Raw genomic sequence first — 26,111 nt, forward strand, 5'->3', positions numbered from 1 at the left:
GACCGCCGGGTCCGTAACGTAATGTTATAACCTTCTGAAAATCGGAATCGGCGTCGATGAAGAAATCCCTTCTGGTCCTGGCGCTTGCGGGCGTGCTGGGCACCGCGCACGCCGCGGACGGCGTGTCGCAGGCCCAGCTCGATGCCCTGAAGGCTCAGGTCACGCAGCTCGCAGCCGAAGCCAAGGCCGCACGCGCCGAAGCGGACAAGGCCAATGCCGAGGCGCGCACGGCGCGAGCCGAGGTCGCCCGGCTCCGCGACGAGATGACGCATGTGGCGGCGGCGCCTGCCACCGACGCGACCGACACCGCTACGCATCCGTCGAGCGCACCCGTGGCGCCGGCCGCGGCATCCGACATGTCCGACCTTGCCGCGAACGACGACCTCGCGGCACCGGACGACAATGGGTCCGCTGCACCGGCTGCCGCTGCGTCTTCTGCTTCCGTCGCCAGCGCCGATTCCGGTAGCTCAGGCAGCTCGAATCCGAACGCCTTCAATCCGGCGATCTCGATCATCCTCAACGGCAGCTACACGCATCACTCGCTGGATCCCGCGAACTACATGCGCGCTGGCTTCCCGCTCGTCGATGGCGGCCGCCCGGCACCGAACGGTTTCTCGCTGGGCGAAAGCGAAGTGTCGTTCGCCGCGAACATCGACGAAAAGTTCTACGGCCAGCTCACGCTGACGGCGGAGAGCGAAGGCGGGCAGGACCACATCGGTGTCGAGGAAGCCTTCATCGACACGACCGCGCTGCCGGCGGGCTGGAACGTGCGCATGGGCCGGTTCTATTCGAACATCGGCTACCTCAACAGCCATCACGCGCACACCGACAATTTCTTCGATCGCCCGCTGCCGTACCAGGCTTTCCTCGGCAACCAGTATGGCGACGACGGTGTGCAGGTGCGTTGGGTCGCGCCGACCGCGCTGTTCTTCGAAGTCGGTGGCGAAGCGTTCCGCGGCGAGAACTATCCGAGTTCGAACGCGGGCCATGGCGGCGTCGGCACGAAGACGTTGTTCGCGCATCTCGGCGGCGACGTCGGTGCGGAAAACGAATGGCTGGCCGGCGTGTCGATGCTGCGTTCGAACGCGATGAACGGCGAAGACGGATTCACCGGCGACGGCACGCTCTACATCGTCGACGGCACGTGGAAGTGGGCACCGCAGGGCAACTTCAAGGATGGCGGCCTGACGCTGCGCAGCGAATACCTTATCGACCATCGCGATGGCACGGTCACCGATCCGCTCGGTTCGACGCTGCCGTTCGCGTGGAACGGCGATCGTCGCGGCGCGTACGCGGAAGCCGTGTATCGACTCAATCGCCAGTGGGACATCGGCTATCGCTTCGATCGCCTGTGGTCGGCCAGCGAAGGTCCGTTCGCGAGCGAAACCGACCCGACGCGACACACCGTCGAAGCGACCTGGCGCAACAGCGAATTCAGCCTGTTCCGCCTGCAGCTGAGCCATGACAAACCGAACGCGACGGACACGGACAATGCCGTGACCGTGCAGTACCAGACCAGCCTCGGCGCCCACGGCGCCCACAAGTTCTGAGGAACCGAATCATGAAGTCCTTGCTCATTTCCGCGGTGCTGCTTGCCGGTGCGGTTGCCGCGCCCGCGCAGGCCAAGATGCGCGTCTTCGCGTGCGAACCCGAATGGGGTTCGCTGGTGCACGAACTGGCCGGCGACAAGGTCGACGTCGATGTCGGTACGTCCGCGCTGCAGGACGTGCACGTCATCGAAGCCAAGCCGAGCCTGATCGCGAAAGTGCGCGCGGCCGACATGGTCGTGTGCACCGGTGCCGAACTCGAAGTGGGTTGGCTGCCGCAGCTGATCCGCCAGTCCGGCAACGCGAAGGTCGCGTCCGGTGCGGGTTACTTCGAAGCGGCGAAGCAGGTGAAGACGCTCGAGCGCCCGACCGCGCTCGACCGCGCCAACGGCGACGTGCATCCGGAAGGCAACCCGCACATCCAGATGGATCCGCGCCGCGTGCTGATCGTTGCGCAGCGCCTCGATGCGCGCCTCGCGCAGCTGGATCCGGGCAACGCCGCCGCCTACCAGCAGAATCTCGCGAACTTCCAGACGCGTTGGACGGCCGCGATGGGCCGCTGGAAGGCGCAGGCCGCGCCGCTCGCCGGGCGCAAGGTCGTCGTGCACCACATCAGCTGGGTCTACCTGTGGGATTGGCTCGGCATGCAGCAGATCGGCGCACTCGAGCCCAAGCCCGGCGTGCCGCCGACCAGCGCGCACCTCGCGAGCCTGATCGCGACGACGAAATCCGCGAATACGCTCGCCATCATCCGCGCGGCGTACCAGGACCCGAAGCCGGCCGACTGGCTGGCCGAGCGCACCGGCGTCAAGGCGGTGACCTTGCCGCTGACGGTCGGCGGTGACGCGCAGTCCAAGGATCTGTTCGGCCTGTTCGACTCGACCATCTCCAAGCTGCTGCAGGCCGCCAAGTGACGTTGAACTGGGAAGGTCTCGATCTCAGCATCCTCGGGCCCGCCTGCGCGGCGGGCCTGATCGTACTGTCGACCCACGTGCCGCTCGGTCGGCAGGTACTGTCGCGCGGCATCATCTTCATCGACCTCGCGATCGCGCAGATCGCGGGGCTCGGCGTGATCCTGGCGCAGTTCCTCGGCATCGATGAGCACGGTTACGGCGTGCAGGCCGCGGCGGCCGCTGCGGCGCTGCTCGGCGCCGGTTTGCTGTCGTGGACGGATCGTCGCTGGCCGCAATACCAGGAGCCGCTGATCGGAACCCTGTTCGCGCTCGCCGCGACGGGTGGATTGCTGCTGCTCGCGAACAATCCGCAGGGCGGTGAACACCTCAAGGACCTGCTGGTCGGCCAGATCCTCTGGGTGAGTTACGCGCAGCTGATCCCGGCGCTGGTCCTGTCCGTGGTGCTGCTCGCTTTCATGTGGATGCGTCGCGGCCAGCTCGCCGGGCTGGTGTTCTACGCGCTGTTCGCGCTCGCGATCACAGCATCGGTGCAGCTCGTCGGCGTCTATCTGGTGTTCGCCAGCCTGATCGTTCCGGCACTCGCGACCGCCGGCATGACCGGCAAACGCCAGCTCGTCGCCGCATACGCGATCGGCATCGCCGGCTACGTGTCCGGCCTCGCGCTGTCGGCCGTGCTGGACCTGCCGAGCGGTGCGCTGATCGTCTGGATGCTCGCGGCCTGCGCGCTGCTGGCGCAGGCGATTCCGGCGGTGCGTCGCGGCCGGCGCGAGGGCGCCGCGCCCGTCGCCGTGCATTGACGGGCCGTTCGCAGGCGAATGTTATAGTGTTTCAAATGGCTGCTTCCCCTCAGCACACGACGCCGCACCCCCGGTCGAGGCCTGTCCTCGACCGGATCGGCGCGACCGGCTCCCTACTGTGCGCGATCCATTGCGCGCTGCTGCCGGTGCTGATCGTGCTACTGCCGACGCTGGGGTTCGCAGCCTGGCGGAACGAAGCCTTCGAACTCGGCTTCATCAGCTTCGCCAGCGTGCTCGGCCTCTACAGCCTCGTGCGGGGTTACCGGCGCCATCGGATCGTGCGGGCGCTGGTGTTGCTGGTGCCGGGTCTCGCTGCGCTGTGGCTCGGCGTGACCTACGCGCCGCTGCACGATTCGACCATCGCGCACGCCATCTCGATGACGCTCGGCGGCACGCTGGTCGGGCTCGCCCACGTCACGAATCTGCGCCTGCAGTCCCTGCACGACGGCGACTGCTGCACGCCCTGATGGGCCGGGCCGACGGCCGCCTGTGCTAGGCTTCGCAGCCTCGCGCAAGCGCGATCCTTCACGCGGCTCGTCCGCAGGCCCGCATATGCGGCGCCGACGTTTCAATCTCAGATTCCAGGAGCACCACGATGGGTAAGGGCGACCGCAAGACCGCCAAGGGCAAGCGCTACAACTCCAGCTACGGCAATGCGCGTCCGAAGGCGACCGCCGTCGCGACGGGCACGACCGCTGCGCCGGTCGCGAAGAAGGCGACCAAGACCGTGTCCAAGGCACCGGCGACCAAGAAGGTCGCGGTGAAGAAGGCCGCGTCGAAGGAGTAAGCACCGGCCCGCCCGGATGCACGAAAGCCCCGCGAAAGCGGGGCTTTTTCGTTTCAGGTAATCGCGTTGGTTGCAGCGCTAGAGCGAGTCGAAGAACCGCCACATCACGTCGTTCGCCGGGATCGCCTGCGACGCCACTTCGCCGCGGTCCTTGTGACCGCCCGGCCAGGAATGTCCGCCCGTCTCGGTGACGCATAGCTGCACTTTCGCTCCGCCATCGCACGGCGTGCGCAGTTCGCAGTACGCACCGGGCACGCTGAGCACGCGGCGCGGCGGTGCGCGGCAACCGTCATGGCGCGACCACCGGTCGATCGTCGCCGGCACTGACGTGAAGTCGGTAACCATCGATGTGTCCCGGAACGCACCGGGCCCTGCGCCGCCGTCGAACAGCACGTGGTCGTCGTTGCGAGCGTGGAAATGCGCGACAGCGACAGGTCGCGATGGCGTGCAATGTGTCGTGTTGTCGGTACCTGCAACCGGCGCGATCGCACGGAACACGTCGGCCGCGTCGCATGCTAGGCGGTACGCCATCATTCCGCCGTTCGACATGCCGGTTGCGTAGACACGCGATCGATCGATGTCGAGCTGATGCTCGACGTTGTCGACCACCGTGCGAATGAAACCGACGTCGTCGATGTCGCGATCGCGCGCGGCACCACAGCAGCGCCCCGCATTCCATGTCGCCAGATGACCGCCCGGCATGCGGCTGAAACCGTTGGGAAATACCGCGATAAAGCCATGAGCTTCCGATGCGGTGATCAGCCCGTACTTCGAATCGTCCGCCTGCCAGTCCATGTCGCCACCACCGCCGTGCAGCGCGACGAGCAGCGGCACGGGATGACCCGCTCGATAGCTGCGCGGAACGTGTACGCGGTACATGCGGACGATGCCGTCGTGGCGGATTTCGTAGCGGTAATCGCCCGGCGTGGTGAGCGTCGCGCGTGGGTCGCCACCGTTGACGACATGACTGTTCACGGAGCGCTCGGCCGCGCGGGCGCGAAGGATCTGCATGAATCGTCCGCCACGCGCCTGCGCGACGACATCCGCGGCGAAGAGCAGGAGAAGTGCGATCACGACGTAACGCCAGCGATGCATTGGCGGCTTCCGCGAAGTGGACCTGTTCCGTCCAACGCGCACCACGGAGTTCGGTTGACCGTCGGCTCGCGTGGCCGACGAACGCGCGCGGTGTGTCGGTCGGATACCGCAAATCGAATAACGCGCCTAGGGCGTCGACATCGCGCCTTTCGTCCTGCGTCAGCTCATGCGCGTCATCGTTCCAGCCTCCGCTGCGGGACGACTTCAGGTGGCTTACGCGTTACGACGACTCGCCGCGCAACTTCGCACCCGCGGCGTCGACCGCCTTCCACACACGCATCAGATTTCCGCCGAGCACCTTGCGGATCGTCGCGTCCGAATAGCCGCGGTCGCGCAGCGCCTGCACGAGGTTCGGATAGTCGGCGACGCTCTTCAAACCATCCGGCAACGCGCCTGATACGCCGTCGAAATCCGAACCGAGCCCGACGTGGTCCTCGCCAATCAGCTTGATCGCATAGTCGATCTGGTCGACAACCTGCTTGATGGTGGTCGGCGGCTTCGGATGCGCGGCGTCCCAGGCCTTGTCCCACTCGTCGAAGGACTCCACCGCTTCGCCGCGTGCCTTCGCTTCGGTCTGCGCGTGCTGGAACTTCGCCATCTCGCGGAAATACGCGGTGGTGTCGGCGGCGGCCTTGGGGTCAATGAATCCGCTACCGAACGTTATCTGCACGACGCCGCCAGACTTCGCGATGCCCTTGGCAAGTTTGTCGCTCAGGTTGCGCTCGAAATCGGGCGTGAAGTGGCGCATGCCCGAATGGCTCGCGATCACCGGTGTCTTGGTCACGCGCAGCACGTCCTCGACCGATTCGTCCGACAGATGCGAAACGTCGACCATGATGCCGAGCCGGTTCATTTCGGCGACCACCTTCTCGCCGAACGGGCTCAGTCCGTGCCACGGGCGATCGAGCGAGTACGAGCCATCGGCGATGCGATTGCTGTGGCTGTGCGCGAGGGTGATGTAACGCACACCGCGGTCGTAAAACGTTTGCAATTGCGACAGCTCGTCGCCGATCGGTGCACCGTTCTCCATGCCGAGCGCGAGCAGCACGCGGTGGCCGGGCGCCTGCAGGTGCAGGTAATCGCCGGGGTCGCTGATGAGCGCGAATCGATCGCTGCAGCGCGCCGCCATCGCTTCAACCGCGTCGATTTCCATGTGCGCCTTCTGCCGCGCGACACCGCTGGCATCTTCTTCCGGCGACGTGTAGATCGACATGAACGCGACATCGAGCCCGCCGCGGGACGCTTTGGTCGCATCGAACTCGCGGTCGGGCGTTTCATTGCAGAGGTCGCGCCACGACTTCAGCAGTTCCGTCGGCGCATCGATATGCGTGTCGACGATCAGCGCGTCCTGCACGAACTGCGATGCGGGCGCGCGCTTGTGAGCCGCGCATGCGAGCGAAGGAATCAGCAGGAGAAGGCAGGGCAGGGCGGACGGGCGCATCGCGTTCTCCAGCAGGTGGATGGATCGATCAGCAACGTATTCCGGCGACGTAGCGCGCGTCGAGCAGGTCGCCGCCGAGCCAGTAGCAGAGCTCGGCGGGATGCGCGATGCGCCACAGCGCGAAGTCGGCACGCAGGCCGACGCGCAGCGTGCCACGGTCGGCGAGCCCGAGCGCGCGCGCCGCATGCACGGTCGCGCCGCGCAACGCGTCTTCGGGCGTCAGGCGGAAGTGCGTGCAGGCGAGCTGCATGGCCTGGCGCAGCGATAGCAATGGCGACGTGCCGGGATTGCAGTCGGTCGCGATCGCCATCGGCACGCCGTGCTCGCGAAATGCGTCCAGCGGCGGCAGCTTCGTTTCGCGCAGAACGTGGAAGGCACCGGGCAGCAATACGGCGACCGTTCCAGCACGCGCCATAGCTTCGACGCCGGCGTCGCTGGTGTGCTCGACATGGTCGGCCGACAGGCCACCGAATTCGGCAGCGATGCCAGCGCCACCGAGGTCGCTCAGTTGATCCGCATGCAGCTTGACCGGTAGCCCGAGCGAACGCGCGCATTCGAACAACCTGCGCGTCTGATCGGGCGAGAAACCGATGCCTTCGCAGAACGCATCGACGGCATCGACGAGGCCTTCCGCATGCAGCTTCGGTAGCCAGTCGATCGCGGCGTCGATGTACTCGTCCGCGCGACCGGCATATTCCGGCGGCAAGGCGTGTGCAGCCAAATACGTCGTACGCACGGTGAGGCCCGCATCGTTGAAGCGACGCGCGGCCCGCAGCATCTTGCGTTCGTTCTCGAAGTCCAGCCCGTAGCCGGATTTGATCTCGATTGTAGTGACACCGTCGGCGCGCAGCGCATCGATGCGCGGCTTCGACTGCGCGTACAACGCGTCTTCGTTGGCGCCCCGCACGGCACGCACGGTCGAGAGGATGCCGCCGCCGGCGCGTGCGATCTGTTCGTACGTCGCACCCTGAAGACGCATTTCGAATTCGGTCGCGCGATCGCCGGCGAACACGGCATGCGTATGGCAGTCCACGAGAGCAGGCGTGATCCAGCCGCGCGCTTCGATCACCTCGCGAGCCAGCGACGCCGGGTCGCCGTGCAGCGAATTACGTGGTCCGACATGCGCGATCAAACCGTCGCGCCACGCGATGACGCCGTCCTCGATCGCGCCGTAGTTGTCGCCATCGAGCGTGGCGAGCGACGCACCGACGATCATTCCGTCGAACATCGGCGTCGTCATGCGGGCTCGGCCGGTGCAGCGGGCGCCATCGATGCGACCAGCCGATGCGCGAGCGCCTTGTACACCGGTACATGGCAGACCAGCGACGACGCGGCACGCGCGATCAGCACGGTGCCGAGGATGGGAAGCAGCATGAGGCGATTGTCGGTCAGCTCCATGCAGATCACGGCCGAGGTCAGCGGCGCCTGCGTGACGCCCGTGAGGTAGGCGCACATGCCGAGCAGCACGACCGCGGTCGGCGAGACGCCGGGCAATAGCAGCGAGAGGTCGTGGCCCAGGCCCGCGCCGACTGCGAGCGCAGGCGAGAACAGTCCACCCGGGATGCCGGCGACGTAGGACACCAGGTTCGCGACCAGCTTGGCCGGGCCGAACGTGCGATCGATGCCGCCGCCCTGCAGCAGCTCGCGCGCCTGCGCGTAGCCGGTGCCGAACATGCCGTTGCCGAACGCGAGGCCGAGCAGCGCGAGTACGAGGCCGCAGAGCACGGCGAGCAGCACCGGATGACGCGCACGCAACGCGCCAAGCGCGCGCGGGCGGCCGTCGACCGCGGCCAGCAGCAGCCGGCTGAAACCACCGCCGGCCAAACCGCAGACCACGCCGCAGAGCACGACGGCGAGCCAGCCCTGCCCAAGCGGAAGCGACGTGCTGACGTGTCCGAAATACGTGTAGCTGCCGAGCAGACCGAGCGACACCACGCCACCCACCAGCACCGCGGTCAGCAACGTGCCCGAGAAGCGATGTTCGAACGTGCCGCTGAGTTCTTCGATCGCGAACACGACGCCTGCGAGCGGCGTATTGAACGCGGCGGCAATACCGGCCGCGCCGCCTGCGAGCAGGAATCGCGCGCCCTGTTCGGGATCGCGAAAGCCCATAGCGCGGCCGACCGCGTACATGATGCCGGCGCCGAGATGCACACTCGGCCCTTCGCGACCGATCGATGCACCGCCCGCGAGCCCGAGCGTCGTCAACACGAGTTTCGCGATCGATACGCGCAGCGAGACATGCTCGACGCGGCGGTCGTCAGGAAGATCGAGCGACGCGATGACCTGCGGGATGCCGCTGCCGCGCGTCGCTTGCAGGCCGCGCGACGTCGCCCACGCGCAGCCGCCGAGAACGATGGGCGTCACGATCAATGCGGCGTAAGGCGAGAACGCGAGCGCGCGCTGGAACAGCCCGAATGCGGCGTCGGCCGCCTTGGCGAACACGATTGCCGCGAGCGCGACGGCAAGCGCGCCGCCCCACAGTGCGATGCGGCGCCTCCAGCCTTCGCTGGACAGCAGGACGGCAAGTCCGGCCTCGTCATGATGGAAACGGCCCATGCGGCATTCTCGCATGCGGCCGTCGTGCGGCCGGCCTCAGCGGTCGGCGTTGTCGTCCGCGTCGCGCGCGGCCTGGCGATCGCGTTCGGTCGACGCGAGCGTGTGCCGCTCGCCGGTCATCCACGCGAACAGCGCGATGACGGCGACCACGAAACCCACGAATTCGACGATGCGCATGCGGTGCGACCTCCTGCCGCCGCGGTAGCCTAGCGCACCCGACGCCTGCCGCCCGCCCATGCCCGACTCGCCCGTCCAGCGCACCGCCCGCGGCTGGGAACTGCCCGGCCTCGCCAACCTGCATTCGCATGCATTCCAGCGTGCGATGGCGGGCATGGCCGAGCGGCAGACGGACCCGGCCGACAGCTTCTGGACCTGGCGCGAAACCATGTACCGCATGGCCGCGCGCTTCGACCCCGACACGTTGCGCGACGTCGCCGCGCAGCTCTACGTCGAGATGCTCGAAGCCGGTTACACCGCCGTCTGCGAGTTCCATTACGTGCACCACGATGTCGACAGCCGGCCTTATGCGGATCCGGCGGCGATGTCGCGTGCATTGATCGACGCGGCGCGCATGACGGGCATTCGACTGACGCTGCTGCCGGTGCTGTACATGACCGGCGGTTTCGACGGCCGGGCACTCGCCGAGCACCAGCGTCGTTTCGGCCACGACGTCGACACGTATCTGCGGCTGCTCGACACCTTGCGCGATTCCCGCGACGACACGTTGCAGGTCGGCTGCGCGCTGCACAGCCTGCGCGCCGTGCCGGAAGACGCGATGCACGAAGTGCTCACCGCATTGCCGGCCGATTCGCGCATCCACATCCATATCGCCGAGCAGACGGTCGAGGTCGACGAATGCATCGCGTTGCGCGGCGCGCGGCCGGTGCAGTGGTTGCTCGATCATGCACCGGTCGATTCGCGCTGGACGCTGGTGCATGCCACGCATCTGGACGACAGCGAGATAGCCGACATCGCCGCGTCACGTGCGACGGTTGCGATCTGTACAACGACGGAAGCGAATCTCGGCGATGGCCTGTTTCCGCTGCGCGCGTTCGTCGATGCCGGCGGACGCTTCGGTATCGGTTCGGATTCGCATGTGTCGACATCGCCGGTCGAGGAACTGCGCTGGCTGGAATACGGACAGCGACTGGTGACGCGGCGTCGCAATGTCGCGGTCGGTGCGTCGACCAGTGTCGGGGAAACGTTGCTCGAGCGTGTGCTGGAAAGCGCGCTCAATTCGTCGGGGCAGGCGACGCACGACGATCGCGTGGTGCTCGATGCGGACGCGCCGATTCTTGCGGGGGCGACGGCGGATGACGTCGTCGACCGCTGGATCTTCTCCGGCAATCGACCGCTGGTGCGCGAAGTCGATGTCGCCGGACGCACCGTGGTGCGCGATGGCCGCCACGTCGATGCGGAGACGATCGCGACACGCTATCGCGCCGCGATGTCGAAACTGCTCGCCTAGTCGACGCGAACGACGCATAAAAAAAGCCGATGCGGCCATCAGCCGCACCGGCTTGATCAACTCACCAAATTACTTGTCCGAACGCAACGCGCCAGTCAGCGCCGATGGATTCCCGTCGTTCGGCATCGGCGTGACGCCGAGCACGCGCGCGAGCATCGGATACACGTCAACGTTGTCGATCGCGGGCAGCACCACGCCATTGCGGAACGACGGGCCGTCGGCGACGAACACCGCGCGCATCGACGGCAGCGCCGGGTCGTAGCCATGCGAGCCGCGCATGCCGCCCGCACGCGTCGCGAGCTTGGCGCGGGCAACGGCGTCCCAGCCTTCGTCCATCTGGCAGACGATGGGCGGCACGCGCACGTTGGTGCCGTAGTGCCAGCGCGCCGGCATGGTTTCGCGCGTCCAGCATTCGTAGTGGTCGTGGCGGCCGACGAGCTTCGCCGTCGCTTCGGCTTCGTGACCCGCGACAGGGCGGAAGCCGACGGACTGGCCGGTCGTGATGTTCGCCGCGATCTCCGGCGACGCCATGTCCTCGATCACGACGACCTGGCCCTGCGGAACCGGCGCCATGCCGTGGTCGGAGACGACGACGATGTTCACGCGGTCGGTGAGCCCGCGCGCGGCGAGGCCGGCGCGAAGGCGCGCGAGGTAGCCGTCGACCTTGGTTTCGGCCGCGAACGCTTCCGGCGACGCGGGGCCGTGGTCGTGCTCGGCGTGGTCGACGTCCTCGAAGTAGAGCGTGACGAGCTTCGGTCGCGCCGGCTCGGGCCGGTCGAGCCAGCCGAGCACGGTGTCGACGCGATCGGTGCCGCTGAACTTCTCGTCGAACAGGCGCCATTCCGACGGACGCACGCCGCCGGTCGGCGCGGCGCTGCCGGGCCAGAACATCGTGGCCGCGTGCTGGCCGGACTTCTCGACCGTCGCCCAGATCGGCTCGCTGCCCCACCACGCGGCGGTGCCGGTGGCGACCACGTCGTCCATGTTGAAGTGGCCGAGCTGCGGGTCGTCCATCGTGTTGTGCACGATGCCGTGGTGGTCAGGCCGAAGGCCGGTCACTAGCGTGTAGTGGTTCGGGAACGTCAGGCTCGGGTACGACGGCCGCATGTATTCGGCACGCACGCCGTCGCGGGCGAGAACGTCCAGCGTCGGCGTATGGCCGTGCTGGATCGCGTCGGCACGGAAGCCGTCGATGGAGATCAGGATGGTCGCGACCGGCGGCGTGGCCGGCGCGGCGGACTGCGGAGCGAGCGATGCGCATGCGGCGAGCGACGCCGCGGCGAGGGCAACAACGAGCGGTCGGATCACGTACGGCCGTGGAGGTCTGCGGAAACCATGACTTTAGCCGCTCGTCATGAACGCACGATGCGCACAGCATCGCAGGACTTCACCGGAGCTCCGTCCATGGCCTTCGCATTCGCGCTCGTTCCGCTACTCGCCGCCGCCGCCGCCGCGCCCGTTCCGCCGCGGCCGGCGCCGTTCTCCGCCGACGAATGCGCCGTGTTCGCGCGCGAGTTGTCGTTCGCGCAGTCGGTGGCCGATCACGACGCCGCGGCGTTCGCCGAGCACGTCGCGCCCGATGCCGCGTTCGCCGCCGGCTCGCCGCGACCGCAACGCGGCCGCGACGCGATCGTCCGCGCATGGGCGCCGATCGTGCGCGGCGACGGCATCCGGCTCGAGTGGTATCCGGTGCGCACGACGGTGGTCGGCGACATCGCGTGGTCGACCGGGCCGGCGCTGGTCGAGGAAACGGAGAACGGCGCGACGCGGCTTACGCAGGGCACGTTCGAGTCGGTCTGGCGTCGCAATGCGCAGGGCGTCTGGCAGGTGGTGTTCGACGGCGGCACGCCGCCGCGCGAGGTCCAGCCCGCCGAAGCCGAGGCCTTCCGCAAGGCGCGCCCGACCACGTGCCCGGGCGCGTAAGCCGGGCCTGAATCCGCGCGCCTGCCGCATGCGCCGACGACGCGGCAGAGGCGTATCGTGGCCGGGTCGACCTTTCGGGAGACCCGCCATGAACCGACGCCCCCTTTTCCTCGCCACGCTCGTGCTCGCCGCGCTGCCCGCCTTCGCGCAGCAGGCCGCCCCGGCGCCTGCCGTCGAGCCCGCGCCTGTCGCCACGCCTGACACCCCGGCGCCAGCTGCGATGCCGACACCCATCGTCGATGCCAACGCCGCGGCAATCGCCGACGCCGAAGCGCATCCGAACTGCCTGCGCGAAACCGGCACCCTGATCCGCGCCCGGTCGCGCTCGGGCAATCAGGGCTGCGCCAACCACGGCCCGGGCCGCGTCTACACGCAGGACGACCTGCGCAGCACCGGTCAGACCGATATCGCCGACGCGCTGCGCATGCTGGATCCGTCGATCCACTGACGCGATTCACGCGCGGCTCCTGACGCCCGGCTCCGGCCGGGCGTCGTCGTTTTCGGCGATGCGATAATCCGGCGATCACCGCACCGGAAGCACCGATGTCCACGCGCGTCGATCCGTCCCGCATCATCCGCGCCCCGCGCGGCACCGCACTGACCTGCAAGTCCTGGCTCACCGAAGCGCCGTTTCGGATGCTGCAGAACAACCTGGACCCCGACGTCGCCGAGAACCCGGCGGAACTGGTGGTCTACGGCGGCATCGGCCGCGCCGCGCGCGACTGGGAATGCTTCGACGCCATCCTGAAATCACTGCGCGAGCTCAACGACGACGAGACGCTGCTGATCCAATCAGGCAAGCCGGTCGGCATCTTCCCGACGCACGCCGATGCACCACGCGTTCTGCTCGCCAACAGCAACCTCGTGCCGCACTGGGCCACGTGGGAACACTTCAACGAGCTCGATAAGAAGGGCTTGATGATGTACGGCCAGATGACAGCCGGCTCGTGGATCTACATCGGCTCGCAGGGCATCGTGCAGGGCACGTACGAAACGTTCGTCGAGATGGGCCGTCAGCATTACGACGGCGATCTGACGGGCCGCTGGATCCTCACCGCCGGCCTCGGCGGCATGGGCGGCGCGCAGCCGCTCGCGGCGACGCTGGCCGGCGCGTGCTCGCTCACCATCGAATGCCAGCAGAAGAGCATCGATTTCCGGTTGAAGACGCGTTACGTCGACGAGCAGGCGACCGATCTCGACGACGCGCTCGCACGCATCGAGAAGTACACGAAAGCCGGCGAAGCGAAGTCGATCGCACTGCTTGGAAACGCCGCCGACGTGCTGCCGGAACTCGTGCGTCGCGGCGTGCGTCCCGATGCAGTGACCGACCAGACCAGCGCGCACGATCCGGTGCACGGCTACCTGCCGATCGACTGGACGGTCGAGCAGTGGCAGGCCGCGCAGAAGACCGATCCGCAGCGCGTGCGCGACGAAGCGAAGAAGTCGATGCGCGTGCATGTCGAAGCGATGCTTGAGTTCGCGAAGCAGGGCATTCCGACCTTCGACTACGGCAACAACATCCGCCAGATGGCGTTCGACGAAGGCTGCACGAACGCGTTCGATTTCCCGGGTTTCGTGCCGGCGTACGTGCGGCCGCTGTTTTGCCGCGGTGTCGGCCCATTCCGCTGGGTTGCGCTGAGTGGCGATCCGGAAGACATCTACAAGACCGACGCGAAGGTGAAGGAGCTGATTCCTGACGATGCGCATCTGCATCGTTGGCTCGACATGGCGCGCGAGCGCATCGCGTTCCAGGGCCTGCCGGCGCGCATCTGCTGGGTCGGCCTCGGCCAGCGCCACAAGCTCGCGCTCGCGTTCAACGAGATGGTGCGCAATGGCGAGCTGAAGGCGCCGGTGGTGATCGGTCGCGATCATCTCGACAGCGGCTCGGTCGCGTCGCCGAATCGCGAAACCGAATCGATGAAGGACGGCAGCGACGCGGTCTCCGACTGGCCGCTGCTCAACGCGATGCTCAACGTCGCCGGCGGCGCGACGTGGGTATCGCTTCACCACGGTGGCGGCGTCGGCATGGGCTATTCGCAGCACTCGGGCGTCGTGATCGTCTGCGACGGCACCGAAGCGGCGGACCGTCGCCTCGCACGCGTGCTGTGGAACGACCCGGGCACTGGCGTGATGCGCCATGCCGACGCGGGCTACGAGATCGCGCAGCAGTGCGCGGTGGAGCAGGGCCTGAAGCTGCCGATGCTCGGTGCCTGACATGACGGACGACGCGACGATCCGCGAAACGATCGTCGCGTTGCTGTCTGCGAGATCGGCCACTGCATCGATCTGCCCGTCGGAAGTTGCGCGTTCGCTCGCGGGTGACGACGCGTGGCGTGCTGCGATGCCCGACGTGCGTCGCGTCGCTGCAACGCTGTCAGAAACGCGCGTATTGCTGGTCACGCAGGGTGAGCAGGTGCTGCCGTCGGCCAGCGTGCTGATGGCCGCCGGACCCGTTCGTCTGCGTCGCGGTCCGCTGTTCCCGGTCGACGCCTGATCGCTGTCTCCGAACTGCAACACGGCGGTCATAACGTGGCGGCAATCCGTCCGGATCGACCTGCCATGACCGTGCGCCGCGCCCTGTTCGCCTTGCTGCTCGTTGCATCGTTTGGCGCTGTCGCGGCGGGTCGCTACGTCCCGATCTCGAAGCGGCTGACGCCGGAACAGATCGCGTCGACCGGCATGACGCGCCAGCAGCTCGAGCAGCTGGATGCGTTGCTCGAAGCCGCGGATGCGCGCGACGCCGCGACACGCACGGCTTCAAGCGTCGAGGCGGACGTCGCGAAAGCCAGCACCGCACCGATGCAGTACATCGGCCTCGACAATGCGCCGATCGCCGCGAAGGTTCGCGGCAGCGTGTCCGGATGGTCGGCGGGCACTGTGTTCGAACTCGATAATGGTCAGCAGTGGAAGGTGCTCAAGGGCACGGTGAAGCTGTCGCACGCCATCGATTCGCCGAGCGTGCGCCTGGTGCCGGGCGTCGCGGGCCGCTGGTTCTTCGAACTCGACGAAGACCACCCGAAGGCGCGCGTCTACCGCATCGACTGAGCGGCAACGTCCGCGGCCCGCAGGCTGACTTGCTTCCCGCCGGGCAAGGTCTGACGCCCGACTTCGACGAAACCCTGCCGCGCATGGAAGCGCTCGGACGCGGGGTTCGGCGGCTCGATATCGAACTCGCAGGTCACGTACGGGACGTCATCGCATCTTGCGCGGTCGAATACGTCCGCATACAAGCGTTGGCCGAAGCCCGCGCCGCGAAGCCGTGAGTCGACCACCACGCGATCGACGTACAGGAATCGCGGATAGCGTGCGTCGAACCATCGATAGTTGACGCTGTCGTAGGCGGCACGTTCGCGGAATGTGAGCACGAACGCACGCACGACGCCCTCGTGTTCGACGACGCGGCACATCGCGCTCTGCGTCAGCAACGCGTCCAGCCGCGACGCATCCATCGGACTCAGCACTGCGACCGACGCCTCGTTGAGCGCGAGCAGGGTAGGGCGATCGTCGGGCGTCGGGTCGCGAAGAAGGATGCGTTCGTCGGTCATGGCCGCCGGATCGTAGGCGGCCGAAGCCGGTCGCGCTAGCATCGGCCGCATGTACGAACATCGCGGCCGTCCGCCCCTCACCCGTGCGCAGTTCCTGCGCCGCATCGGCAAGCACGTGCTCGTGGCGTCCGCGCTGCTCGCGCTCTCGCTCGGCATCGGCATGGTCGGCTACATGGCGTTCGAATCGCTGACGCCCACCGACGCGTTCCTCAACGCGTCGATGCTGCTTGGCGGTATGGGGCCGGTGGATGCGCCGAAGACGCAGCCGGGGAAGCTGTTCGCAGGTCTGTATGCGCTTTACGCCGGTCTGGTGTTTCTCGTCGCCGCCGGCCTGGTGGTCGCGCCGATGGCGCATCGGTTATTGCATCGGTTCCACTGGGAAGCCGACGGCAAATCGTCCTGAGGAGATCGTATGAAGCGGCTCGCGTTTTTGTCCGTTGCACTGCTGATGTCCAACGTCGCGTTCGCGGCCGATCACGTCGAACGCGATCTGCGCACAACCGAAGCCGCCGTCTGTCACGCGTTCGAAGTCGGTGATGCGGCCTACCTGCGACGCGCGCTCGATCCCGGCTTCACGCTTACCGGCTCGAGCGGCGCGGTCGAGAACCTGCAGCAGACCCTCGACGAAGTGGTGAAGCGCGAGCCGCGTTACGACGAGTTCCGCAACAGGGACCAGGTCGTGCGTCGATATGGCGATGCGGCGGTGATCACCGGCATCACGCACATTCGCGGCACGTCGGGCGGGCAGGCATTCACCGCCGACTTCGCGTTTACCGACACCTGGGTGCTGCGATCAAAGCACTGGGTGCTCGTCGCGAGCCACGCATCCAAGCGGCCCGCGACGACGCACTGATCAGCGCACTACTTGCGCAGCCAAAGGAACGCGATCAGGCCGACCAGCCCGACGGCCGCCACCGAATGCACGCGCTTCGACTTGCGTGCATCGTCGAACAGGCCTTCGATCACGTTCACGCGATCGGCCAGCAGCAGCATCATCCAGTGACGCAGCCGGCCTTCGCTATGGCGAAAAGCCGCACGACGGATCTTGCCGGACAAGCCGCTAGGCGGACATGCGCTACCGAACACGGGCGTAAGGCCCGGGCGTTCGATGGAATGCAGGATTTCCACGGTCTGCGGCTGTGCTTCGGGAATCTCCCAGTGCACGTTTTCGAGTCGCGGCGGCTGGCGCTCCATCGGCACCGCGGGGCGATTCTTGCGATCGAGATCGGCGCCCCAACCGGGGATCTGCGAACGGTCGAAGGTCATGTCGGTCTCCTCAATGCAGGTGCTGCGTCGGCGTCGATGCGCCGGACGTTGCGGTTTCGATGCTGCTCATGCCCGGCGGGATCAGTACGGTCTTGATGCAGCCGTCCTTCTTGGCCGAGAACATGTGGTACGCGTCGTTGACATCTTCCAGCGGCACGCGGTGCGTGATGATTTCGCGTGGCTTGATGCGCCCGGCCATGACGTGCTCGATCAGCCGCGGAAGGTGGCGCTTCACGCTCGCCTGGTTGCCGCGGATGGTGAGGCCCTTGTTGAGCGCATTGCCGATCGGAACCATGTTCACCGTCGGGCCGTAGACGCCGACGATGGAGATGTTGCCGCCCTTGCGCACCGAGTTGATCGCCCACTGCAGCGCAGTCGCGGCGCCAGCCTGGATCTTCATGCGCACGCCGGTGATCGACTGCCAGAGCGAGCCGTCGGCTTCCGCGCCCACGCAGTCGATGCAGACGTCGGCGCCGAGCCAGTCGGTCATCTTCTTGAGATGCACCACCATGTCGTCGACTTCCTTGAAGTTGACGATCTCGGCGGGGCCCCACTTGGCGACGAAGTCGAGGCGGTAGTCCACGTGGTCGACGACGATCACGCGGCCCGCGCCCATCAGCCATGCCGAACGCGCTGCGAGGATGCCGATCGGGCCGGCACCGAAGATCACGACGGTGTCGTTCTCCTTGATGTCGCCCATTTCCGCCGCTTGGTAGCCGGTAGGCACGACGTCGGTCAGCAGCACGGCGTCCTCGATATGCATGCCGTCGGGAATCTTGGTCGGGCCGATGTCTGCGAACGGAACGCGCGCGTATTCGGCCTGGCCGCCATGGAAACCGCCGGTGGTATGCGAATAGCCGAATATTCCGCCGACCGCGGTCGCTTCGGGGTTGGTGTTGTGGCAGTTCGAGTACAACTCGCGCTGGCAGAAGTAGCAGGTGCCGCACGCGATGTTGAACGGCACGATGACGTGGTCGCCCGCCTTGACGTTCTGCACGGACGAGCCGACTTCTTCGACGATGCCGCAGAACTCGTGGCCGAAGATCTGGCCGACGCGGGTATCGGGCACAAGGCCGTGATAGAGGTGCAGATCGGACCCGCAGATGCAGGTACGGGTGACTTTGACGATCGCGTCGTTCGGATGCTCGATGCGCGGTTCGGGCATTTGTTCGGCGCGCACCTTGTAGGGCCGCCGGTAGGTCGTCGCAAGCATGAGTCGTCTCTCTCGCTGGGGCGTGTCATCGAGGCTATGCAGCGCGACATCTAGGCAGCGGCAAGCCGGCCGTAAGCGCGATGCATCGATGACACATGCGATGACTCGTTCGGGTTGTGCGGCCTCGCTGTGTCGCACGCGCACCGATACGCGCGATGCGATCGCATGCACATGTCGATCCCGCATCGCCGCGGCGCAGCATTCGCGCCGTGCATTCGCGGATCAGGGTCGGTTAACCCGCCGCGCCGCACCTTTGCGCCAAGGCCGCCGACAAGCAAAGCCGTACAGGCACCGACCGCGGCCCCCGACACACCGAGTGCACAGGTGTGCTGCGGCGACGATGCTTGCCTGCCCCGGTCATGCCGGGGCTTTCTTTATCCGCAGCGCACAAAAATCGCGGCACGAAAGTGCTGATGCGACGGACGGCAAGCGGCCGTCACGGGGATCTCACGGCTGCTGCATAAACCTCAACGCGTAGTCACGCACCACCGTGGTCGCGGTCATTTCCTCTCCGCCCCGAGTCCCCTGGCTCGGGGTTTTTTCTGCGTGTTTCCCCATCACGCATGGCTAACGTCTGTCGGCGCAGCGTGATCTTGCGACGGCTCTCCGTCGCATTCCGCCCTACAAAGCGCGGAGCCAGCCTCCTGAGAGGCGTGAGTCCCCGGCGTCGTCGGCCGGGGACTCCTCGTAAGGGGTCCACGAACCCGGCGGTCGCCCGATGCGGCCAGGGAATGGCGACACGATCGCCCGCGAGGCAATGCATGCGTCTCCATGCATTCCAGTTGACCGACGGCACGATGCACGTGGTGGCCGAACGACTCGCCGCCGCACTCGATGCCCAGCGCGAACTCGACGCGCACGACATGGGCGTCGCCGATGTCGATCTCGCACAGCTCAGCCCCAACCTCGTGCTCGGCATCGGACTCGATGCCTGGGCCATCGCGCGTGGCGAGGATGCCTTGCTGATCCGCGGCGCCATCGCGTCGCAGGTGATGTAGGCGTCAGTCCTGCAGTTCGCGCAGCGTCGTCGACGGCGGCGCATCCAGCACGCGGCGCGTCGCCCACAGACCGGCAATCAAGGCAGCGAGCGTGCCGATCACGCCGCCGGCGAGTGCAGGCTTCGCATCGAACTGCCACGGCAGGTCGAACACGCGCGTGGCGACGACGCCGGACAGCACCGATGCGGCGATTGCAGCGACCAGCCCGGACAACAGCCCGATCGCGACGAACTCCGACGCTTGCGCCAGCCGGAGCTGGCCGCGTCGCGCACCGAGCACACGCATCACGCCGCCTTCGAGCAGACGCTCGTCCTGGCTCGCCGTCACCGCCGCCATCAGCACCAGCACGCCGGCCGCGAGCGAGAACCAGAACACGACCTGCACGACCGTCGACACCTGATCGCCGGTCGCGCGCACCTGCGCGAGCACCGCATCGACGTCGATCACCGTGAGGTTGGGAAAGCGGTCGACGATGCGCGCCGTGAAGCGCGGCTGCGAGGCCGGCACGCGCACCGCGGTGATCCAGCTGGCGGAATAACCGTCGAGTGCATGCGGCGAGGCGACCACGAAGAAGTTGGGCTTGAAGCTTTCCCAGTCGACTTCGCGCAGCGAGGTAATGCGCGCTTCGAACGGCTGGCCGGCGACATCGAAACCGACGCGATCACCGACCTTCCATCCAAGCCGATCCGCGAAGCGTTTCTCGACCGACAGTTCCGGCGCACGCGGCGTGCCGGTCCACCAGCGGCCGGCGACGATGTGGTTGCTGGCTTCGGGCTTGTCGGCGACCGACAGGTTGAACTCACGCTCGGCGAAGCGCCGCGCATCCTCGTCGGCGTAATGCTTGGGATCGACCGCCACGCCGTTCCGGCTTACGAGATGCGCGCGAATCATCGGAAACATCACCGGCGCTTCGAGGCCTTCGCCGCGAATGAAATCGCGAACACCGGCCACCTGTTCCGGCTGCACGTTGATAATGAAGCGGTTCGGCACATCGGTCGCCAGCGAGTGCTGCCAGCGGTCGAGCAGGTCGGTGCGCACGAACGTGAGCAGCAGCAGCGCCATCAGCCCGAGGCCCAGCGCACAGACCTGCGCCACGCTGGTACCCGAGCGCCGGCTCACGTTGGCGAGCCCGTAACGCAACGGCCCGCGCATGCGCGATCGAAGTGCGCGCACTGCGAGGATCAGCAGGCCGGCGAGCAGTGCGAGAACCGCAAGCGTCGCGACGATGCCGACCAGCATCGCGACACCGAGCGTCGCCGAGCCAGCCTTCCACCACAGCAATGTGCCAAGCGCGGCGAGACCGAGTGCACCGACCAGCCATGCGCTGGGTTCCGCGCCATCGAGGTCTCGACGCAGCACGCGCAGTGCGGGCACGCGACGCAATGCGAGCACCGGCGGCGCGCCGAACGCGAGCAGCACGACAAGCCCGAGCAGCAGGCCCTGCAGCGCGGGCGCATAACCAGCCGGGGGAATCGACAGTCCCAGCCGCTGCGCGAGCCACAGGCCGATGCCCCATTGCATGGCGAAGGCGAGCACGACGCCTATCACGCTCGCGCCGACGCCGAGCAGCATCAGCTCGCCGACATGGATGGCGACGATGCGTCGCTGCGACGCGCCGAGGCAGCGCATCACCGCCGCGCCCTGGCGATGGCGTTCGCTGTGGCGACGCGCGGCCATCGCGACGGCCACCGCCGCCAGCATCACCGACACCATCGCGGCGAGCCCGAGGAAGCGGCCTGCACGATCGAGCGCGGATCGAACTTCGGGTCGCGCGCTGCCGATGGTGTCGAGCCGCTGTCCGCGGATACGCGAGGACTTGGCGAGCGCCGTGAATCGTTCGACCGCGCCGGCATCGCCCGCGACCACGAGCTTGTATTCGACGCGGCTGCCCGGCTGCACGAGTCCCGTGCGCGCGAGATCCGCCATCGCGATCAGAACGCGCGGCGCGATGTTGAACATGTCGGTCGACGCGTCCGGCTCCTGCGCGACGATGGCGCTGATCGGAAACGACGCATCGCCGAGCGTCACCACGTCGCCGAGCTTCGCGTCCAGCGCCTGCGCGCCGTTGCGGGTCAGCCATGCAGTGCCGGGCGCGGGGCCGTGCGTTGCACTGGTTTCGCGGCCTTGCGCGTCGACGAGTTTGAAGTTTCCGCGCAGCGGGAAGCCTTCGCCAAGCGCACGCAGATCGGCGAGCTTCAGCCGCTGCGCATCGCCTTCGCCGACCGACGCCATCGTCGTGAGTTCGCGCGTTCCGGTGGCGCGCAGTCCGGGTGCACGTGCTGCTTCGAGTTGTCGTTTCGATGGCGGATCGTCGCCACGCAGCACCGCGTCGCCGCCGAGCAGTCGATTCGCTTCGATCGCCAATGCTCGATCAGCGCGGTCGGTGACGAAACCGACGGCGGTCACCGCGAGCACCGCCAGCACGATCGCCGCGAGCAGGATGCGCACTTCGCCCGCGCGCAGGTCGCGGCGGAGCTGGCGCCAGGCGAGGACGAGCGCGGTCGGCATCAGGCGGTCGCCGAGTCGTCGACCAGACGGCCGGCGTCGAGGCGAAGACGCCGGCTGCATCGCGTGGCGAGTGCGTCGTCGTGCGTCACCAGTACCAGCGTGGTGCCGGCCTGCGCATTGAGTTCGAACAGCAGCTCGATGATGGCCGCGCCGGTGCGGGTGTCGAGGTTGCCGGTGGGCTCGTCGGCGAACAGAAGGCCGGGACGCGTGACGAATGCGCGGGCGAGGGCGACGCGTTGCTGCTCGCCGCCGGACAGTTGCCGCGGGTAGTGACCGAGACGCTCGGCAAGACCGACGCGCTGCAGGATCGAACGCGCAGGCGCTTCGGCATCCGCATCACCGCGCAACTCGAGCGGCAGCATCACGTTCTCGAGCGCGGTGAGCGATGGCAGCAGCTGGAAGTTCTGGAAGACGAAGCCGACCTTCTCACCGCGGACGCGCGCACGGCCGTCCTCGTCGAGCGACGACAGCGGCGCGTCGTCGAGCAGCACGCGGCCCGACGACGGCACATCAAGCCCGGCGAGCAGCGAGAGCAGCGTGCTCTTGCCGGAGCCCGACGCGCCCACGACGGCGATCGTCTCGCCCGGCGCGATGGAGAAGCCGATGTCCTGCAGGATCACCAGGTCGCCGGCCGGCAGCGGCACGTGCTTGCCGAGACCCTCCACGGCGAGCGCGGAGGGCGCGGTCCTTCGGCCGGGGTTCACGGTGGCGTCGAGCATCATGTCTCCAGTGAGGCCGGGTCGGCCGGAGGACTGCATGAGCAAGACATATGAAGGCATGAGGGGCCGTGTTCAACAGGGCCTTTGGTGGGTGGTACTTCTGTTCGCCCTCGCGGTGGTCGCGCCGGTGTCGGCCAAGGCGCCCGTCCGCGCGCCCGCAACGACGCACACCGTGCTGGTGATGGGCGACTCGCTGTCGGCCGGTTACGGCATCGCGGTGTCGCAGGGCTGGGTGTCGCTGCTGGGCCAGCGGCTGCGCGCCGACGGCGGGCGATGGTCGGTGGTCAATGCCAGCGTGAGCGGCGAGACAACATCAGGCGGCCTGTCGCGACTGCCCGCGGCGCTCTCACGCGCGAAGCCGTCGGTGGTGGTGATCGAACTCGGCGCGAACGACGGCCTACGCGGGCTGCCGGTGCGGGACATGCAGGCGAATCTCGACCGCATGGTGAAGATGTCGCGCGCATCGGGCGCAAAGGTGCTGGTGCTGGGCATGCGCATGCCGCCGAATCTGGGCCGCGCGTATACGGAAGGTTTCGCGAATGCGTATACGACGGTCGCGCGGACCAACGGTGCGTCGCTCCTGCCGTTCTTCCTCGAGCCGATCATGCTCGACCGCACCGCCTTCCAGCGCGACAACCTGCACCCGACCGCGGCGGTCCAAGGCCAGCTGCTGAATCACGTGTGGCCGTCGCTGCAGCCGCTGCTGCGTTGAGCGATACGTCGCGTCAGGTGACGTGGATTTCCACCAGTCCGACGCGCACCACCTGACCCGCGCGGATCTTTGCGGTCTTGCGCAGTTCCACGGCGCCGTCGACGTTGACGGCGCCGCTGGCGACGATCTGCTTGCCTGCGCCGCCGCTGTCGCAAAGCCCGACCAGCTTGAGCAGCTGGTTGAGTTCGACGAACTCGCTTTCGAGCGCGAAGTCGATCGTCCGCGTCATGCCGTCAGCGCTCGTTGACGCTGAAGCGTCCCGGGCCGAGCAGTGCGAGCGCCAGCGCAGAGACGAGATACATCCCCTGCAGCTCCAGCGCCCAGCCGCCCTGCTCGTTGAACGAGCCGATCTGGCGCATGTGCACGAGCAGCACGGCGATCACCATGTTGATGAAGACCAGCACCGCGCCGATACGCGCGTGGAAGCCGGCGATGAGCATCAGCGGGCCGATCACTTCGCCCAGCAGCACACCGTAACCGAGCGCGCCGGGCAGGCCATGCGCCTCGACCATGTGGACGATGCCGCCCATGCCGCCGTTGAGCTTGGACAGCCCGTGGAAAAGGATCAGCACGCCGAGCGTGACGCGGAGCAGGAGCTTGGCGATATCGTGCTGGGTGTTGGCGTTCATGGCGTTCCCCCTGTTCGAACGCGGCGAGCATAGACGCAACAGCGCGCGGCTGTCTCCGCCAGCAGCCGGCGGCCTTCGCATCGTGTGAACGGGTTAGCATCCCGGCTCGCTTTCCGGAGACGCACGGATGATCGCCTACACCACCATCGGCACGAACGACCTCGCGCGCGCGGCCGCGTATTACGACACTTTGCTCGCGCTCATCGGCGGAAAGCGCGAGATGGAGCAGCCCGGCTATTTCATCGCCTACGGCACGGGCGGACACGGCGCCGGCCTCGGCGTCACCGTGCCGTTCGACAAGAACGCCGCGACCGTCGGCAACGGCGTGATGGTCGCGCTGGAAGCGAAGGACCGTGCGCAGGTCGACGCGGTGCATGCGAAGGCGCTGGAACTCGGCGGTACCGACGAAGGCGCGCCGGGCGAACGCTTCCCCGGCTTCTACGCCGGCTACTTCCGCGACCTCGACGGCAACAAGCTCAACATCTGCCACATGACGTTCGACCAGTCGGACCACGCGCCGGCCGCGTGACCGTCGATACGTGGTCGACCCGAAGACGTCGCGAGTTGCGGCGCCTTCGTCGTTTCCGGGACTGATCGGCCGTCGACATGTGCGCTGCCAGCCTTCGTGCAGGAGGCGGCCATGCACACCAAGAAGCTCAGGTTCGGCGAAGGGTTCCGCGTCGCGTTCGAAGTACGCCGCGCGCAGTGCGCGGAGATGGTGCTGCCGCCCGGTGACACCGAAGGCGGCGACGACAACTATCACCGCGGCGCGGATCAATGGCTCTACGTGGTCGACGGCCGCGGTGTGGCGACGGTGGAAGTCGACGGGCGCAAGCGTCGCGTCACGCTGGAGCCGGGCCGCCTGCTCGTCATCGAGAAGGGCGAGCGGCACGAAGTACGCAACACCGGCAGCGGTCTGCTGCGCACGCTCAACTTCTATTACCCGCCGGCGTTTGCGCGCGACGGCGATCCGAAAGGGCCGGGCCGCAAGCGCGGCTGACGCTCAGTCGACCGCGCCCTTGGCTTCCGATGCCGCGAGCATCTCGGGATGCTCGATGCGACGCAGCCGGTGCAGCAGCGGATACGCGAGCACCGCACCGAGAATGATGGCCACGCCCGCATAGAATGTGATGCTCAACTGGCGCTGCTCGCCCAGCAGCAGGATCGCCAGCACGATCGCGTAAACGGGTTCGAGGTTCACCGCGAGCTGCGCGGCGAACGCGCTCATGTGCCTCAGCGCGACCAGCGACAACGCATACGGCACCAGCGTGCAGCCGATCGACAGCACCAGCAGCAGCCCGATATCGCGTAGCGAGGGGAGGGCGAGCGCGAGCCCTTCGCCCGGCATCAGAACGCTCATGAGCGGCGACAGCAGCGTCAGCGCGACGGTGCCCGCGGCGAGTTCGATCGCCGTCACCGTCAACGCATCGCCGTGTTCGACGAGCCGCTTGTTGAGCGAACCGAACAGCGCGACCAGCAACGCCGACAACGTGCCGACCGCCACACCCGCCCGCATGCCATGCGGAATGCCGCCAACGACGAGCGCGACGCCCGGCAGCACGGCGACGCCGAGCAGGAAATCACGCGGCTGGAAGCGCGTGCGTGCGAGCCAGGGTTCGACCATTGCGGTGAACACCGTGCCGAGCGCGATGCATGTCGCGCCGACCGACGCGTTCGACAACTTGATCGAGCCGTAGAACGTCAGCCAGTGCAGTGAGACCAGCACGCCGATGCCGCCGTACGCGGCGATGAGGCGGCCCGGCATCGCACGCAGGCCGCGCCATACGCGCGGAACGCACGCGAGCACCGCGACCACGAACAACATGCGCCACCACACCAGCGGCAACGCGCGCAGGCTGATTAGCTTGCCGAGGATGGCGGTGAAGCCCCACAGCACCACGCAGGCGTGGATCTGCAGGAAGGCGCGGCGGGTTTCGGGTGTCGACATCGCGACATTATCGGTGGTGCATGCGTCGATGCCGCGCCGCGG

The 26,111-nt window shown here is 67.4% G+C and carries 31 protein-coding genes; 17 read left to right on the forward strand and 14 right to left on the reverse strand.

Annotated features, from left to right (window positions below; translation table 11 throughout):
- Window positions 1–56: 56 nt before the first annotated feature.
- The 5 genes from ACVWWW_RS05065 (at window position 57) to ACVWWW_RS05085 (ending at window position 4,045) form a co-directional block, all read left to right on the forward strand.
- Window positions 57–1,550 (forward strand): hypothetical protein, encoded by a 1,494-nt coding sequence (locus ACVWWW_RS05065; RefSeq protein ID WP_051234927.1) that lies wholly within the window; start codon window positions 57–59, stop codon window positions 1,548–1,550.
- Window positions 1,551–1,561: 11 nt separating this feature from the next.
- The gene (locus ACVWWW_RS05070; RefSeq protein ID WP_027082464.1) at window positions 1,562–2,461 is read left to right on the forward strand and encodes a metal ABC transporter solute-binding protein, Zn/Mn family; all 900 of its coding nucleotides are present in this window, start codon (window positions 1,562–1,564) and stop codon (window positions 2,459–2,461) included.
- Window positions 2,458–3,258 carry a metal ABC transporter permease gene (locus ACVWWW_RS05075; protein WP_196804337.1) on the forward strand — a complete coding sequence of 267 codons (801 nt, stop codon included), beginning with the start codon at window positions 2,458–2,460 and terminating at the stop codon, window positions 3,256–3,258. The genes ACVWWW_RS05070 and ACVWWW_RS05075 overlap by 4 nt, the downstream gene beginning before the upstream one ends.
- Window positions 3,259–3,293: 35 nt before the next feature.
- Window positions 3,294–3,725, forward strand: coding sequence for a MerC domain-containing protein (locus tag ACVWWW_RS05080; RefSeq protein WP_027082465.1), 432 nt, complete (start codon window positions 3,294–3,296; stop codon window positions 3,723–3,725).
- 128 nt (window positions 3,726–3,853) lie between these two features.
- Window positions 3,854–4,045 (forward strand): 30S ribosomal protein THX, encoded by a 192-nt coding sequence (locus tag ACVWWW_RS05085; protein WP_027082466.1) that lies wholly within the window; start codon window positions 3,854–3,856, stop codon window positions 4,043–4,045.
- Window positions 4,046–4,123: 78 nt separating this feature from the next.
- Here ACVWWW_RS05085 and ACVWWW_RS05090 read toward each other — a convergent pair whose 3' ends face one another.
- The 5 genes from ACVWWW_RS05090 to ACVWWW_RS05110 form a co-directional block, all read right to left on the reverse strand.
- The gene (locus ACVWWW_RS05090; RefSeq protein ID WP_196804338.1) at window positions 4,124–5,140 is read right to left on the reverse strand and encodes an extracellular catalytic domain type 1 short-chain-length polyhydroxyalkanoate depolymerase; all 1,017 of its coding nucleotides are present in this window, start codon (window positions 5,138–5,140) and stop codon (window positions 4,124–4,126) included.
- Window positions 5,141–5,360: 220 nt separating this feature from the next.
- Complete coding sequence (locus ACVWWW_RS05095) at window positions 5,361–6,581, reverse strand: dipeptidase (RefSeq protein ID WP_027082467.1); 1,221 nt, start codon at window positions 6,579–6,581, stop codon at window positions 5,361–5,363.
- Window positions 6,582–6,609: 28 nt separating this feature from the next.
- Complete coding sequence (hutI, locus tag ACVWWW_RS05100; RefSeq protein ID WP_027082468.1) at window positions 6,610–7,821, reverse strand: imidazolonepropionase; 1,212 nt, start codon at window positions 7,819–7,821, stop codon at window positions 6,610–6,612.
- The gene (locus ACVWWW_RS05105; RefSeq protein WP_081671995.1) at window positions 7,818–9,140 is read right to left on the reverse strand and encodes a chloride channel protein; all 1,323 of its coding nucleotides are present in this window, start codon (window positions 9,138–9,140) and stop codon (window positions 7,818–7,820) included. The genes hutI and ACVWWW_RS05105 overlap by 4 nt, the downstream gene beginning before the upstream one ends.
- A gap of 36 nt (window positions 9,141–9,176) precedes the next feature.
- The gene (locus tag ACVWWW_RS05110) at window positions 9,177–9,317 is read right to left on the reverse strand and encodes a hypothetical protein (protein ID WP_155914204.1); all 141 of its coding nucleotides are present in this window, start codon (window positions 9,315–9,317) and stop codon (window positions 9,177–9,179) included.
- A gap of 58 nt (window positions 9,318–9,375) precedes the next feature.
- On the opposite strand from ACVWWW_RS05110, the gene ACVWWW_RS05115 reads away from it, so the two are divergent.
- On the forward strand, window positions 9,376–10,608 hold the full coding sequence (locus tag ACVWWW_RS05115) for a formimidoylglutamate deiminase (protein ID WP_051234930.1): 1,233 nt from the start codon (window positions 9,376–9,378) through the stop codon (window positions 10,606–10,608).
- Window positions 10,609–10,677: 69 nt separating this feature from the next.
- Here ACVWWW_RS05115 and ACVWWW_RS05120 read toward each other — a convergent pair whose 3' ends face one another.
- Complete coding sequence (locus tag ACVWWW_RS05120; protein WP_027082470.1) at window positions 10,678–11,916, reverse strand: alkaline phosphatase family protein; 1,239 nt, start codon at window positions 11,914–11,916, stop codon at window positions 10,678–10,680.
- A gap of 96 nt (window positions 11,917–12,012) precedes the next feature.
- Between ACVWWW_RS05120 and ACVWWW_RS05125 the strand changes: the two genes are divergently transcribed.
- From ACVWWW_RS05125 to ACVWWW_RS05145, 5 genes are all read left to right on the forward strand, one after another.
- The gene (locus ACVWWW_RS05125; protein ID WP_036141758.1) at window positions 12,013–12,531 is read left to right on the forward strand and encodes a DUF4440 domain-containing protein; all 519 of its coding nucleotides are present in this window, start codon (window positions 12,013–12,015) and stop codon (window positions 12,529–12,531) included.
- Window positions 12,532–12,619: 88 nt separating this feature from the next.
- Window positions 12,620–12,979: a hypothetical protein gene (locus tag ACVWWW_RS05130; RefSeq protein ID WP_027082471.1), complete on the forward strand. Its 360-nt coding sequence runs from the start codon at window positions 12,620–12,622 to the stop codon at window positions 12,977–12,979.
- A gap of 95 nt (window positions 12,980–13,074) precedes the next feature.
- The gene (hutU, locus tag ACVWWW_RS05135; RefSeq protein WP_027082472.1) at window positions 13,075–14,745 is read left to right on the forward strand and encodes a urocanate hydratase; all 1,671 of its coding nucleotides are present in this window, start codon (window positions 13,075–13,077) and stop codon (window positions 14,743–14,745) included.
- A 1-nt stretch (window position 14,746) separates the two neighbouring features.
- On the forward strand, window positions 14,747–15,025 hold the full coding sequence (locus tag ACVWWW_RS05140) for a DUF3253 domain-containing protein (RefSeq protein WP_027082473.1): 279 nt from the start codon (window positions 14,747–14,749) through the stop codon (window positions 15,023–15,025).
- 65 nt (window positions 15,026–15,090) lie between these two features.
- A complete protein-coding gene (locus ACVWWW_RS05145) occupies window positions 15,091–15,576 on the forward strand; it encodes a hypothetical protein (protein WP_456998648.1) in 486 nt (161 codons plus the stop codon).
- Here the strand turns inward: ACVWWW_RS05145 and ACVWWW_RS05150 are convergent.
- Window positions 15,561–16,076, reverse strand: coding sequence for a GNAT family N-acetyltransferase (locus ACVWWW_RS05150; protein ID WP_027082475.1), 516 nt, complete (start codon window positions 16,074–16,076; stop codon window positions 15,561–15,563). The two genes, ACVWWW_RS05145 and ACVWWW_RS05150, sit on opposite strands and share 16 nt — an antisense overlap.
- Window positions 16,077–16,125: 49 nt before the next feature.
- On the opposite strand from ACVWWW_RS05150, the gene ACVWWW_RS05155 reads away from it, so the two are divergent.
- Both ACVWWW_RS05155 and ACVWWW_RS05160 read left to right on the forward strand, forming a co-directional pair.
- The gene (locus tag ACVWWW_RS05155; RefSeq protein ID WP_036141760.1) at window positions 16,126–16,479 is read left to right on the forward strand and encodes a hypothetical protein; all 354 of its coding nucleotides are present in this window, start codon (window positions 16,126–16,128) and stop codon (window positions 16,477–16,479) included.
- A gap of 9 nt (window positions 16,480–16,488) precedes the next feature.
- Window positions 16,489–16,929, forward strand: a complete 441-nt coding sequence (locus ACVWWW_RS05160) for a nuclear transport factor 2 family protein (protein WP_027082477.1) — start codon at window positions 16,489–16,491, stop codon at window positions 16,927–16,929.
- An 8-nt stretch (window positions 16,930–16,937) separates the two neighbouring features.
- Here the strand turns inward: ACVWWW_RS05160 and ACVWWW_RS05165 are convergent, their stop codons facing one another.
- Both ACVWWW_RS05165 and ACVWWW_RS05170 read right to left on the reverse strand, forming a co-directional pair.
- Window positions 16,938–17,342 carry a hypothetical protein gene (locus tag ACVWWW_RS05165; protein ID WP_036141763.1) on the reverse strand — a complete coding sequence of 135 codons (405 nt, stop codon included), beginning with the start codon at window positions 17,340–17,342 and terminating at the stop codon, window positions 16,938–16,940.
- A gap of 10 nt (window positions 17,343–17,352) precedes the next feature.
- Window positions 17,353–18,555 carry a zinc-dependent alcohol dehydrogenase gene (locus tag ACVWWW_RS05170; protein WP_051234932.1) on the reverse strand — a complete coding sequence of 401 codons (1,203 nt, stop codon included), beginning with the start codon at window positions 18,553–18,555 and terminating at the stop codon, window positions 17,353–17,355.
- A 761-nt stretch (window positions 18,556–19,316) separates the two neighbouring features.
- On the opposite strand from ACVWWW_RS05170, the gene ACVWWW_RS05175 reads away from it, so the two are divergent.
- Window positions 19,317–19,553, forward strand: a complete 237-nt coding sequence (locus ACVWWW_RS05175; RefSeq protein WP_027082479.1) for a hypothetical protein — start codon at window positions 19,317–19,319, stop codon at window positions 19,551–19,553.
- A 3-nt stretch (window positions 19,554–19,556) separates the two neighbouring features.
- On the opposite strand, the gene ACVWWW_RS05180 is transcribed toward ACVWWW_RS05175, so the two are convergent.
- Together ACVWWW_RS05180 and ACVWWW_RS05185 are read right to left on the reverse strand one after the other, a co-directional pair.
- Window positions 19,557–22,061 carry an FtsX-like permease family protein gene (locus ACVWWW_RS05180; protein WP_027082480.1) on the reverse strand — a complete coding sequence of 835 codons (2,505 nt, stop codon included), beginning with the start codon at window positions 22,059–22,061 and terminating at the stop codon, window positions 19,557–19,559.
- Entirely contained in the window at window positions 22,061–22,780 is a 720-nt protein-coding gene (locus tag ACVWWW_RS05185) for an ABC transporter ATP-binding protein (protein ID WP_051235409.1), read from the reverse strand. Before ACVWWW_RS05185 ends, ACVWWW_RS05180 begins: the two co-directional genes overlap by 1 nt.
- A 58-nt stretch (window positions 22,781–22,838) precedes the next feature.
- On the opposite strand from ACVWWW_RS05185, the gene ACVWWW_RS05190 reads away from it, so the two are divergent.
- Window positions 22,839–23,492, forward strand: a complete 654-nt coding sequence (locus ACVWWW_RS05190) for an arylesterase (protein ID WP_196804396.1) — start codon at window positions 22,839–22,841, stop codon at window positions 23,490–23,492.
- A gap of 13 nt (window positions 23,493–23,505) precedes the next feature.
- On the opposite strand, the gene ACVWWW_RS05195 is transcribed toward ACVWWW_RS05190, so the two are convergent.
- Together ACVWWW_RS05195 and ACVWWW_RS05200 are read right to left on the reverse strand one after the other, a co-directional pair.
- Window positions 23,506–23,721 (reverse strand): RNA-binding S4 domain-containing protein, encoded by a 216-nt coding sequence (locus tag ACVWWW_RS05195; protein WP_027082483.1) that lies wholly within the window; start codon window positions 23,719–23,721, stop codon window positions 23,506–23,508.
- 4 nt (window positions 23,722–23,725) lie between these two features.
- Window positions 23,726–24,121 (reverse strand): DoxX family protein, encoded by a 396-nt coding sequence (locus tag ACVWWW_RS05200; protein ID WP_027082484.1) that lies wholly within the window; start codon window positions 24,119–24,121, stop codon window positions 23,726–23,728.
- Window positions 24,122–24,248: 127 nt separating this feature from the next.
- Here ACVWWW_RS05200 and ACVWWW_RS05205 point away from each other — a divergent pair, with 127 nt between their 5' ends.
- A complete protein-coding gene (locus ACVWWW_RS05205; protein WP_027082485.1) occupies window positions 24,249–24,650 on the forward strand; it encodes a VOC family protein in 402 nt (133 codons plus the stop codon).
- Between the two features lie 111 nt (window positions 24,651–24,761).
- A complete protein-coding gene (locus ACVWWW_RS05210) occupies window positions 24,762–25,121 on the forward strand; it encodes a cupin domain-containing protein (protein ID WP_027082486.1) in 360 nt (119 codons plus the stop codon).
- A gap of 3 nt (window positions 25,122–25,124) precedes the next feature.
- On the opposite strand, the gene ACVWWW_RS05215 is transcribed toward ACVWWW_RS05210, so the two are convergent.
- The gene (locus ACVWWW_RS05215; protein ID WP_027082487.1) at window positions 25,125–26,069 is read right to left on the reverse strand and encodes a DMT family transporter; all 945 of its coding nucleotides are present in this window, start codon (window positions 26,067–26,069) and stop codon (window positions 25,125–25,127) included.
- Between the last annotated feature and the right edge of the window lie 42 nt (window positions 26,070–26,111).

It is taken from the genome of Lysobacter sp. HA18, assembly GCF_054057595.1.